At 39.0% G+C, this 12,299-nt stretch carries 10 protein-coding genes; 3 read left to right on the top strand and 7 right to left on the bottom strand.

Annotation, left to right across the window (positions count from 1 at the left end):
- Positions 1-491: 491 nt before the first annotated feature.
- Positions 492-1,979: a glucose-6-phosphate dehydrogenase gene (zwf, locus tag ACESOD_RS07560; protein ID WP_373094763.1), complete on the top strand. Its 1,488-nt coding sequence runs from the start codon at positions 492-494 to the stop codon at positions 1,977-1,979.
- 37 nt (positions 1,980-2,016) lie between these two features.
- Here zwf and ftsY read toward each other — a convergent pair whose 3' ends face one another.
- The 3 genes from ftsY to ACESOD_RS07545 are packed head-to-tail and all read right to left on the bottom strand — an operon-like array spanning position 2,017 to position 5,075.
- Positions 2,017-3,462 carry a signal recognition particle-docking protein FtsY gene (gene ftsY, locus ACESOD_RS07555; protein WP_373094761.1) on the bottom strand — a complete coding sequence of 482 codons (1,446 nt, stop codon included), beginning with the start codon at positions 3,460-3,462 and terminating at the stop codon, positions 2,017-2,019.
- A gap of 3 nt (positions 3,463-3,465) precedes the next feature.
- Positions 3,466-4,284, bottom strand: a complete 819-nt coding sequence (locus ACESOD_RS07550) for a Cof-type HAD-IIB family hydrolase (protein ID WP_373094759.1) — start codon at positions 4,282-4,284, stop codon at positions 3,466-3,468.
- A complete protein-coding gene (locus tag ACESOD_RS07545) occupies positions 4,284-5,075 on the bottom strand; it encodes a Cof-type HAD-IIB family hydrolase (RefSeq protein ID WP_373094757.1) in 792 nt (263 codons plus the stop codon). The genes ACESOD_RS07550 and ACESOD_RS07545 overlap by 1 nt, the downstream gene beginning before the upstream one ends.
- Before the next feature lie 333 nt (positions 5,076-5,408).
- Here ACESOD_RS07545 and ACESOD_RS07540 point away from each other — a divergent pair, with 333 nt between their 5' ends.
- A complete protein-coding gene (locus ACESOD_RS07540; RefSeq protein WP_000136624.1) occupies positions 5,409-5,876 on the top strand; it encodes an 8-oxo-dGTP diphosphatase in 468 nt (155 codons plus the stop codon).
- Positions 5,877-6,121: 245 nt separating this feature from the next.
- Here ACESOD_RS07540 and ACESOD_RS07535 read toward each other — a convergent pair whose 3' ends face one another.
- The 4 genes from ACESOD_RS07535 to rnc all read right to left on the bottom strand — a co-directional run bounded on the left by ACESOD_RS07535 (position 6,122) and on the right by rnc (position 11,813).
- Positions 6,122-6,700, bottom strand: coding sequence for an HD domain-containing protein (locus tag ACESOD_RS07535; RefSeq protein ID WP_373094755.1), 579 nt, complete (start codon positions 6,698-6,700; stop codon positions 6,122-6,124).
- A 138-nt stretch (positions 6,701-6,838) separates the two neighbouring features.
- On the bottom strand, positions 6,839-7,498 hold the full coding sequence (locus ACESOD_RS07530) for a trimeric intracellular cation channel family protein (protein WP_373094754.1): 660 nt from the start codon (positions 7,496-7,498) through the stop codon (positions 6,839-6,841).
- An 86-nt stretch (positions 7,499-7,584) separates the two neighbouring features.
- A complete protein-coding gene (gene smc / locus ACESOD_RS07525) occupies positions 7,585-11,124 on the bottom strand; it encodes a chromosome segregation protein SMC (protein ID WP_373094752.1) in 3,540 nt (1,179 codons plus the stop codon).
- On the bottom strand, positions 11,115-11,813 hold the full coding sequence (rnc, locus tag ACESOD_RS07520) for a ribonuclease III (RefSeq protein ID WP_373094750.1): 699 nt from the start codon (positions 11,811-11,813) through the stop codon (positions 11,115-11,117). Before rnc ends, smc begins: the two co-directional genes overlap by 10 nt.
- A gap of 153 nt (positions 11,814-11,966) precedes the next feature.
- Between rnc and ACESOD_RS07515 the strand changes: the two genes are divergently transcribed.
- Positions 11,967-12,299, top strand: coding sequence for a putative DNA-binding protein (locus ACESOD_RS07515; protein ID WP_000402065.1), 333 nt, complete (start codon positions 11,967-11,969; stop codon positions 12,297-12,299).

The following is a 12,299-nucleotide window of genomic DNA, read 5'->3' as shown; positions in this document are numbered from 1 at the left end:
GAAGTTAGGCAAAAAGTCTTTATAATCAAAAAAACGCATTGTATCAGGTATAAAAAACTTGATATTATGCGTTTTATTGTGCGAAGATTTACTTCGGTTGCTCCTAATACTCAATGAAAATCAAAGAGCAAACTAGGAAGCTAGCCGCAGGTTGCTCAAAGCACTGCTTTGAGGTTGTAGATAGAACTGATGAAGTCAGCTCAAAACACTGTTTTGAGGTTGTAGATGGAACTGATGAAGTCAGCTCAAAACACTGTTTTGAGGTTGTAAATAGAACTGACGAAGTCAGTAACATACATACGGTAAGGCGACGCTGACGTGGTTTGAAGAGATTTTCGAAGAGTATGAAATTAAGTTTATGCCCAGACTCTTAATATAGACGTATTGGATTTTTGGATTTTTTAGAAAATTATGATAAAATAAAAAATATGAAAATGGGGATTCCTCATGCCTAGTTTAACTAGGAAACAAAATAGAAATTAGGTAGCTAGATGTCATCAAAAGTTATTGTTACAATTTTCGGTGCAAGTGGGGATTTGGCCAAACGTAAGCTCTACCCTTCACTTTTTAGACTTTATAAATCAGGTAATCTTTCTGATCATTTTGCTGTTATTGGAACTGCTCGTAGACCTTGGAGTAAGGAGTATTTTGAATCTGTCGTTGTCGAATCTATTTTAGACTTGGCAGACAGTGTGGAAGAAGCTCAAGCATTTGCGAGTCATTTTTACTATCAAAGTCACGATGTTAATGACACTGAGCACTACATCGAATTACGCAAACTTCAGGCTGAGTTAAATGAAAAGTATCAAACTGAACACAACAAGCTCTTTTTCCTCTCTATGGCACCTCAATTCTTTGGTACCATTGCTAAACACCTCAAATCTGAGCAGATTGTTGATGGTAAAGGCTTTGAACGTTTGATCGTTGAGAAACCTTTTGGAACAGACTATGAGACTGCAAGCAAACTAAACGAAGAACTCCTAGCTACTTTTAACGAAGAGCAAATCTATCGTATCGACCACTATCTCGGTAAAGAAATGATTCAAAGTATTTTTGCTATTCGCTTTGCCAATATGATTTTTGAAAATGTTTGGAATCGTGAGCACATCGATAACGTACAAATTACCTTTGCAGAGCGCCTAGGTGTTGAAGAGCGTGGTGGCTACTATGATGAATCTGGTGCCCTTCGAGACATGGTTCAAAACCACACTCTCCAACTTCTGTCACTCCTTGCTATGGACAAGCCAGCAAGCTTTACAAAGGATGACATTCGCGCAGAGAAAATCAAGGTCTTCAAGAACCTTTACCACCCTACAGATGAGGAACTTAAAGAGCAATTCATCCGTGGTCAATATCGTTCTGGTAAAGTTGATGGCATGAAATACATCTCTTACCGTAGTGAACCAAATGTTAACCCTGAATCTATGACAGAAACCTTTGCTTCAGGTGCCTTCTTTGTAAATACTGATCGCTTCCGTGATGTACCTTTCTTCTTCCGTACAGGGAAACGCCTCACTGAAAAAGGAACACACGTGAACATTGTCTTCAAGCAAATGGATTCCATTTTCGGAGAGCCTCTAGCACCAAACGTGCTTACCATCTATATCCAACCAACTGAAGGATTCTCTCTCAGTCTTAACGGTAAAAAGGTCGGGGAAGAGTTTAGCCTTGCGCCAAATTCTCTTGACTATCGAACAGATGCGACTGCTACAGGTGCTTCGCCAGACCCATATGAAAAACTCATCTATGATGTTTTGAACAATAATTCAACCAACTTTAGCCACTGGGACGAAGTGAGTGCCTCATGGAAATTGATTGACCGTATTGAAAATCTTTGGGCTGAAAACGGTGCTCCACTCCATGACTACAAGGCTGGTACTATGGGGCCTCAAGCTAGCTTTGAACTCCTTGAAAAATACGGTGCTGAGTGGACTTGGCAACCAGATATCGCCTATCGTAAAGATGGTCGCTTAGAATAGAAAAAATATCCTGCAAGAATTCTTGCAGGATTTTCTTTTATATCAAACCTTCTAGAAGGCCCTTCATAAAGTTCTCAGAGTTAAACTCACCAATATCATCGATTTTTTCACCAAATCCAATCAACTTAACAGGGATATTGAGTTCTTCACGGATAGCAAGAACGACACCACCTCGGGCAGTTCCATCAATTTTGGTTAAAACAATTCCTGTAACAGGCGTAATTTTTGAAAACTCTTTGGCTTGTACAAGAGCGTTTTGTCCTGTTGAGGCATCCAGAGCTAGGAAGGTTTCATGCGGAGCTTCTGGCACGACACGTTTAATGATACGACCAATTTTTTCCAACTCCGCCATCAAGTTTTCCTTGTTTTGTAAACGGCCAGCGGTATCAATCATGAGAATGTCAACACCTTCTGCTACTGCTCGTTCCATCCCATCAAAGACCACACTGGCAGGATCAGCTTTTTCAGGCCCAGTAACCACAGGAACATCTACACGGCGACCCCATTCAGCTAGCTGGGCAACCGCACCAGCACGGAAGGTATCCGCAGCAACCAGCATGACTTTCTTGCCAGCTTGTTTGTAACGGTGAGCAAGCTTACCAATAGATGTTGTTTTTCCGACACCATTCACACCTACAAAGAGCATAACTGTCAAACCATCTTGGTAGTTAATGCTTTCATTGTATTGTCCATCTTTTTCGTAAAGCTCCACTAATTTTTCGATGATAACACGACGGAGGGCATCAGGTTTCTTAGCATTTTCAAGCTTGACTTCGTAACGCAATTCTTCAGTCAAGTTAGATGCAACCTGAACACCAACGTCACTCATGATTAAGAGTTCTTCTAGTTCTTCGAAGAATTCTTCATCAACAGAGCGGAAGTTAGCAAAGAAGGCATTCAAACGAGCACCAAATCCCGTACGAGTTTTCTTGAGACTACGGTCATATTTTTCCTGTACAGTCTCTTGGACTTGAGAAGTTTCTTCGATTATTGGATCTTCATCCACTTCTTCAGAAGTATCTGACTCCATCTCGTCTGGTTGAACTTGATCAGCTTCTTCATCGTCGCTATCACTTGAAGGTACTTCTTCAACTGGTGACTCAGGTTCTTCTGCAACAAACTCTGCTACCTCTTGAACTCTTTCTTCAGTTTCTTCAACTTTTGTTGACTCTTCCTGACAACAATGGCATTCAGTTTCTTCTTCAAGCTGAATTTCTTCCTGAGGAGTTGCTATTGGTTCAACTGTTTCTGTAGTAGTTTCTGCTACTGGTTCTTCCGACTCACTAGCTTCTTTAGAATAAGTCTCCTCAAATTCTGAACTTTGGTCGATTTCTTCAGTATTTTCCACTTCAACTTCTTCAGTTCCAAGTGCTTCAACTTCCTCGCCAGGTTCTGTCAGATCCAAGTTCTCCAAAGCTTCTTTAACGACTTCTTCGATTTTTGGTTCTTCTTTTCTACCAAATAAACGGTCAAATAATCCCATGCTTTAGTTCTCCTTCAGTACATATTTTTCAATGGCCCAAGCAACAGCTTCCTCGTCATTGGTCATAGGGGTGACTACATTGGCAACTTCCTTGACCTCAGGCACAGCATTTTGCATAGCAACACCGAGTCCTGCCCACTCAATCATAGAAAGGTCATTGGCCTCATCTCCACATGCCATCACCTGACTTTGGTCAATTCCTAGGTGGTCAATCAATTTAGCTAATCCAGTAGCCTTATGAACGTTCTTTGGCGACCATTCCAAAAGCATGTCGCGAGATTTAAAAATTTCGTAGTTGTTAATCAAGTCTGGTGAAATATTAGCAATTGCTGCATCCAGCGGTTCTTGGGCAAAGGCTGTCACACATTTATTATAAGTCATTTGACTAGACAAATCTTCAAAGTCAATTGGAACAAAAGTCAGAGCAGGATTAAATTTAGCATACAGACTCTCTTGATCTGATTGGATTTGGTAAACTGTACCTTCTGAAATGGCGTCTAAGGGAATGCCTAGTTTTTCAGTTTCCTCGTAAATACGTGTCACATCATCAATAGAGAATACTGTCTTATCAAGGATTTCACCCGTATTTTTCTGAACCAATCCACCATTAAAAGTGATAGTATACTCGTCATCATGGCCGTCTGTTCCAAGCTCTTTAAGGAAGAAATCCATAGCCTTGAGAGGACGTCCCGTTGTCAGTACCACTTTGACTCCCTGATCACGCGCAGCCTTTAAAGTCGCCTTAGTACGATCAGTCAATTTCTTGTCTGTCGTCAGCAAAGTCCCATCTAAGTCTAGGGCAATTAATTTAATATCTGCCATTACAATCCCTCCATATAAGCAATAACTGTTTGGTCTTTGTGATGTCCGATAACTGTTTCAGCTAGTTCTAAAATCTCTGGACGAGCATTTTCAGGTGCGACTGGGTGCCCTACAACTTGCATCATGTGCAGGTCATTAAGATTATCACCAAAGGCCATCACCTGGTCCATATCTAGATTCAATTTCTTAGCCAATTCGACAATAGCAACTCCCTTGTCAACATGGTCTAAAACGATGTCAATGGATTCAAATCCTGTCGTCATAGCCTTGACCCCAGGAACATGTTCATTGACCCAAGCTTCTCCAGCGTCAACCGTTTCTTCAGTGAAGTTAGTTGTGAATTTGAAAATCTCATCGGTAATATCTTCCAGTCTGGCCACCTTTTGGATATTCTCATTATAATGATGGCTAAACATAAGATAGATTTCATCTACTGTATCTAAGACATAGCAAGCCTCTTTACCAGTCAAGAGCATCTTCTTCTCATCAAAATAAGGTGAAGTCTTTAGCTTTTCAAATGTTGATAGGTAAAAATCACGAGGCATGGTTGCTTCATAAAGGTCCTCTCCATGAAAACGAACCAAACTACCATTTTCAGCAATAAAAATAATTTCATCTTTGACACCCGCAAAATGCTTTTCAAGTGACAAAAGCCCACGACCAGATGCAACAGCAAAATAGATTCCTTTTTCTTTATAAGAATGGAGCAACTTTTTCAGACGCTCCATATCAAATTGACCGGCACCATCCAAAAAAGTACCATCCATATCCGTTGCTACTAATTTAATCATAAAATTCTTCATACTCCAATTAATAAATCTACCTTCTATTATACCATAGAAAAAGTAAAAAAAGACGTGCTGAATTGACACGTCTTTGTCTTCTATAAATAATCCCGTAGGGCCAATTTAAAGGCCAGGCTGATTTGCTTACTTTCTTTTATATCCAACCTCTCAACTCTTTTCTTCCAAAGTTCTTGATTGAAGTCTATTCTGAGAGTTCATCAGCTATTGCGTAAAAATTATCAATCTTCTGCTGAGATACATTTGTCACAATCATAAATAGCATATAGTTCTTGACATATAATCTTGCATATGAAAAAATACTTGTTGGAGGTTAATAATATGACTGAAAAAATCAAAAACTGGGTTAATATTTGCGTTTTGAAAAATCAAGAAATTTTATTACTTAATAGGCAGCACGATAATTTTCCTGGCTGGATTCCACCCGGGGGAAAAGTTGAATTCCCTGAAAGTTTTTTTGAAGCTGCATTACGGGAACTTAAGGAAGAGACTGGACTCACTGCATTAAATCTTGAATTAAAAGGAATTTCAGGCTTTACTAATTCAATTGGTAATGAGAGATTTGTCTTCTATGACTTTTTATGTACTCAGTTTACTGGTGAACTAAGCACATCAGCTGAAGGTGAGCCAAAATGGTGGAATCTAAAAGATATTGATAAAATACCAATGCAAGATGAAATAAGAAAAAGGCTACCGCTTTATTTAAGAAAAGGAAGCTTTGAAAGTATTAACTATTGGGATGATAATAAGAAATGCATTAGTGAAAACAAAACAATTTTATTTGACTAATATTCTCTACAGTATAATCAAATGCAAAAATCTTAATCCATTAGTATTTTTGTATAATTCAATACTCAACACAATCTGTCTTTAATAACATATAGTTTAACGTTATACAAAATAAGGGTATCTAATAAAAATCATCTACTCTAACAACTTTTTCCTTATATCTATAGATAGCTAAAAAGCCTTGGAAACAGCTTATTCCAAGGCTTTCTCTATATATTCTATTGTATCAATTGGGTCAATTGTTATTAAAAATATAAGCCCTTTTCCACACTTTCCTGAATTAACTCTTCTGTCAGTTTCCATAATTCTTCTGATTCACTTTTTATGAACTTTTTCTTTTCTAATACCATGTCTGCACTGATATTATCAGGATTATAATTGAATTCTGACACTTCCAAGTGATTTATCAGTGGTACCAAGGCGTCGATAACTCTTGCATATCTTGCTTCAGAACTCTGCCCTTTTTCAAATTCCAACCACGAATTTTTCATTTGTAAATATTTTTCTTCTGGAAGGATACTCAGTGTTTTTTCAATAGATGCTAGTTCTCTATCATGAGAATGAAGCTTTTTTTCATCATCAAACACCCAAGTATCTCCGGCATAAATCTCACCTAAATCATGAATCAATAACATAGAAATGACCTTCTCCATATTCAATTTTTCAGGATAATAATCTTGAAGAACCATCGCAGCTATGGCACCCTGCCAAGAATGTTCGGCACTATTTTCAAATCTGCCATCAAGAGTTCTATTAAATCTTCTTACTGACTTTAACTTCTCTATTTCTTTAATAAAATCAACTGAATGTTTCAAATTACTCATTGCTATTCCTACCTTATTCGAAATTACAAATATAATAGCAAAAATTAATCTTTACATCATTCATTTCCCGTATTTGCAAAAAAATAACGCCTAATCCACATGAGATTAGACGCTGATAATATAACTCTCGCTTATTCATCAATTCAAGGTTCTCTTATCCATATTTGGCAAAGAGAGCTTGAACTTAATAATACAAAGTCGAATCACAAAGCCAACTATCGAGAGAATGATAAAGGCAGTAATTCTAGGAAAATGAAGAACAAATGCTAGCCAGTAATAAATAACTCCAATTACGAAAGATAGAAGGGCATAAATGTCTTCTTTTAGAACACTTGGAACTTCGTTGATTAAGAGGTCTCGGATAATACCACCACCGGCTCCTGTTAGACAAGCCAAAATCCCTGCAGACATCAAATTTAGCTTACTGTCCACTAAGGCTGTCGCTCCAATCAAGGAGAAAATAATCAGCCCAATGGAGTCAAAGATGAGATAGGCTTCTCTCAACCACTTATAGAACTTTTTATCATGACTAGCATTGGCCTGTTTTGAAGTTACAAAGCCATACATGATAACCGCTACCAGGATAGAGACATAAATGGGGCTAGGATCTGCTAGAGAAGCAGGAAAGCGACTAATAATGGAATCTCTTAGGATTCCTCCGCCTACTGCAGTTACAATTGCCAATAAACTGATTCCAAAAATATCTAAACGTTTACCGAATCCTTTGATGGCTCCTGAAGCAGCAAAGGCTATAGTTCCAATATAATTACAGATCATTAGGAATAGATCAAAATCCATATAAGCTCCTCAAATTATTTTGTAACCCTTCCGACTTCTTGAAGGTTATTTAAATGCTTAGCTTAAAAATTTGTAACGAGCACTAACTAAGCATTCATATTCTCTAAATCTTTTAGTTTTACAGAGACAATCTTAGATACACCAGATTCTTGCATGGTCACACCATAGATAGAGTCTGCTGCTGCCATAGTACCCTTACGGTGGGTAACAACGATAAACTGACTATCCTTGTCAAATCGGTTGAGATAATCCCCAAAACGTTTAACGTTGGCCTCATCGAGTGCGGCCTCTACCTCATCCAAGATAACAAATGGAATAGTCTTGACACGAATGATTGAGAAGAGCAAAGCCAGAGCTGACAAAGCCTTCTCTCCACCACTCATGAGATTGAGAGACTGAATTTTCTTGCCTGGAGGTTGAACAGAGATTTCGACACCTGCTGTCAATAAATCACCTTCTGTCAGAATTAGGTCTGCTTTACCACCACCAAACATCTGCTTGAAAGTCACCTTAAAGGACTCACGAATAGCTTCAAACGTAGACTTAAAGCGTTCCTTCACTTCATCATTCATCTCTGTAATGGTCTCAAGAAGAAGATTTTTAGCAGAAAGAATATCGTCGCGCTGACTATTCAAGAACTCCAAGCGTTCGTGTACTTCGTCAAACTGTTCAATGGCATCCAAATTAACAGGACCAAGTGAACGAATGGATTTTTCCAAATCCTTAACCTTTTGTTCAGCGACAGCCAAGTCTTCCAATTGGTTGGCTTGTTCTAACGCTTCTGTATAACTAATCTGGTATTCTTCAGTCAGTTGACCTTGAAGATAGCGAAGGCGGTCTGTAATCTTCTCTTTAGTCGCTTCCGCTCGTGTTTGCTTTCGAATCCATTCTTCATTTTGCTGACGAGCTTGTTCTAAATGACTAGCAATATCATCCAATTGTCCCTCAATGTCGTCTAGTTCAAACTGCTTACGAATGAGTCCTTGTTGAATTTCTTCCTTTTGACTCTTAGCTTCTGCTTCCTGCTTAGCTAAAAGTTCAGTATCAACTTTTTCAAGATTGTCTACTTTTTCTTGCAAAAGACGTTCAATCTCTTCTTGTTCAATATTGAGATTCTCAAGTTCTTTATTGATCCGTTCAATATCAGCAACTTCATAACGCTTTTGACCTAACATTTCTGTTTTACGAAGACGCTCTTGGGAAAGTTTTTCCTGTAAGTTTTGATAGTGTTCCTGAATCGCATTTTTATTGGATTTGATTTCTTCGATTTCAGATTCCAGCTTTTGTTTTTCGGTTGCAATAACTGCGAGACGTTCCTGGCATTTTTCTTTTTCAGCTTGCCAATCTCCACCTCTGAGATTGTTTAATTCTTTTTCCTGAAGTTCAAGAAGTGTTTCGAGTTCTTCGACTTGCTGGCAAGTTTGTTGATAAGCCAGATACAAGCCTTGTTCCTGGATACGAGCTTGCTCTCCCTGAGACTTAATGGTCTCCAAAGTTTGAGTGAGGTTAGCTAAGTTTTCTTGAACTGACTTCAGATTTTCTTCCTCTTGGCGAAGAAGTTTTTCTTCTTGAGCAATCTCTTTTTTCAACTGCTCCAATTCAGGCTTGATGAAAATGCTGTTATTTTGACGATTGGCACCACCAGCATAAGAACCACCTGTTCGCAATTCTGTACCATCTAGGGTTACCATGCGAACTTGATAACGCACCTTACGAGCTGCATCACGCGCATGTTCAACTGTATCAAAAATAGCTGTGGTAGCTAGCAGATTTTTAAAGATAGCTTCAAGCTTGGCATCAAAAGTAACCAGTTCATCTGCCATGCCAAGAAAACCAGGACTTGAGGCAATCACCTCTTGATTCTGCCCAGAAATGCTCCGAGCCTTAATGGTTGTCAAAGGAAGGAAAGTCGCACGACCAGATCGGTTTCTTTTTAGGAAATCGATGGCCTTAGTTGCTGCCTGTTCATCTTCAACGATAATGTGTTGGCTACTTGCACCAAGGGCAATTTCAAGTGCTGTCTGATAACGAACATCAAAGGTTAAATGTTCACTAACAGCTCCAACAATACCACCTAAACGATTTTTTTCTTGTAAGACACTCTTAACACCAGCATAGAAATTGCTATGGTTTTTAAGAATGTTCTCCAAACTTTGTGCCTTAGCCTGCTTGTTTTTCAAACTATCTAAACGGTCAAAGAGTTGATTTTGTTGACTTTGATAAGCCTGCTTTTGTGCTTCTTCTTGCTTGGCACTGGTTTGATAGTCAGCGAGTAAGTTCTGTACTTCTTCTTTAGCTGATTTAAGGGCAACTTCTTGCTCACTAGCCTTAGACTTGGCAGAAGCCAATTGTTCCTTCAAGGATTCTAATTGTTCTTCTTGCTTTTGAGTCTGTTGGCGACTATTTTCAAGGTCGTTCTCAATTCGGGTCAGCTGGTTAGAGACATCCGCTTCTTCCTGTAAGAAAGCCACGAAACGTTCACGCAGCTGCTCAATCATTTGGTCTGGATCATCAGAAAAAGCTAATAACTCAGCTTCTAAACGATTGAGTTCCTTCGTATTGACAGCTAAATTTTCTTCTAGCTGATGAAGATTGGCTTCTTTCTCTTCCTTCTCTTGAATGAGAGCCTTTCTCTTTTCATCTAAACCAGCCAAACGTGTCTGAGCTTCTTGTTGATTAAGGGCAACTTGCTCAGTTTCTAGTTTTGATAAAGCTAACTTACGCTCTAAATCACTGATTAGAGCAGTCAAATCCATCAAACTAGTTTGATCTTTAGCCATCTCTGTTTGTAAATCTTGTCTTTGCTTCTTGAGAGATTGATTTTCAAGTTCTAGTGACTCGCGTTTTTGATAATAACCGGTTAAAAGTTCTTGGACTTGGTTTAATTCTTCTTCAGTTAGATCCAATTCAGTCTTATTGGCTTGAATCTGAGCAACCAAAACGTCCAAGTATATCGCTTTACGCTGACCCTCCAACTCCATAAATTTACGAACTGTAGCTGCTTGCTTCTCCAAAGGCTTGATTTGATTGTCCAGCTCATATATGATGTCTTCTAAACGGTCTAGATTGTCCTGAGTTTGTTGAAGCTTGCTTTCTGTCTCTTTACGACGGGTTTTATACTTCAAAACTCCAGCCGCTTCTTCAAAGATAGCGCGACGTTCTTCAGGTTTGGAGTTAAAGATTTCTTCGACCTTCCCTTGGGAAATAATAGAGAATGAATCGCGCCCAAGACCAGTATCTAAGAAAAGGTCATGGATATCACGGAGACGAACTTTTTTGCCGTCAATCTTGTACTCACTATCTCCACTCCGATAGATATGACGTTCAACTTTGATTTCCTGGCCTGCATCCTTGATAAAGCCATCTTGGTTATCCAAAGTAACAATAACAGAAGCGTAGTTTAGAGGCTTCCGACTTTCTGTTCCTGCAAAGATGACATCAGGCATCTTCCCACCACGCAGACTCTTGACACTAGATTCACCAAGTGCCCAACGGAGGCTTTCAGTGATATTTGATTTCCCAGAGCCATTTGGTCCTACAACCGCCGTCACCCCTTGGTCAAAAACAACCTTGGTCTTGTCAGCAAAGGACTTAAACCCTTGGATCTCAATTTCCTTTAAATACATGAATCCAGCCCTTTCTCAACTGCATTTTTAGCGGCTTCCTGCTCGGCCAATTTTTTAGAGCGTCCTTTTCCTGAACCTAGACTTTGCCCCTCAACAAGGACTTCAACCTCAAACATCTTATCATGGGCTGGCCCAATCTCTGAAATCACCTGATAACGAATATCAACATCTCCATTAACTTGGAGCAATTCTTGCAGATGAGTCTTATAATCCTTTATCATCTCAAAATCGCCAGCTTCAACCTTAGGAATCATGACTTGGTAGATAAAGGTTTTTACAGTCTTTATATCCTTGTCTAAAAGCAGAGCACCCAAAAAGGCTTCAAAGGCGTCGCCCAATATCGTGTCTCGGTTACGACCACCAGACTTTTCCTCCCCCTTACCAAGCTTGATAAACTGGTCAAACTGACAATCACGGGCAAAACCAGCCAAACTCTCCTCACGGACAATCATAGCACGGAGTTTTGACAGGTCCCCTTCTGGTTTTTTAGGGTATTTTTTAAACAGATATTCTGAAATCAATAATTGCAGAACAGCGTCTCCTAAAAATTCCAAGCGTTCGTTGTGTGAAATTTTTAAGAGGCGGTGCTCATTGGCATAACTGGTATGGGTAAAAGCTGTTTCAAGTAAGCTTTTATCTGTAAAAACAAGATCAAAACGGTCTTGTAACACTGATTCTAATTCTTTCATGATTACCTCTTTCTAAATCATTATAATCCTATCCATTATATCAAAAAAAGCCTTCATAGTCAGAAAAGAACAGTGAAAAGCTTATTTTCTAACTTCTAGCTAAAATCAGCCCCCAGCTAGCGGATTGGGCTTTTTTTTGGTATAATAAATCTTATGGAAATTGAAAAAACCAATCGAATGAATGCTCTGTTTGAATTTTATGCAGCCCTTTTGACTGATAAGCAGATGAACTATATCGAACTCTACTATGCAGACGACTATAGTTTGGCTGAAATTGCTGAAGAATTCGGTGTCAGTCGCCAGGCCGTTTATGATAATATCAAACGAACTGAAAAGATTCTGGAAGACTATGAGATGAAACTCCATATGTACTCTGACTACATTGTTCGCAGTCAGATTTTTGATCAGATTTTGGAGCGTTATCCAGAGGATACTTTTCTGCAAGAGCAAATTGAGATTTTGACCAGTATTGATAATAGGGAGTAA

This window comes from Streptococcus oralis (assembly GCF_964238205.1).
Taxonomy (GTDB): Bacteria; Bacillota; Bacilli; order Lactobacillales; family Streptococcaceae; genus Streptococcus; species Streptococcus oralis_CZ.
This window is presented reverse-complemented; position numbering and strand designations above follow the sequence as displayed.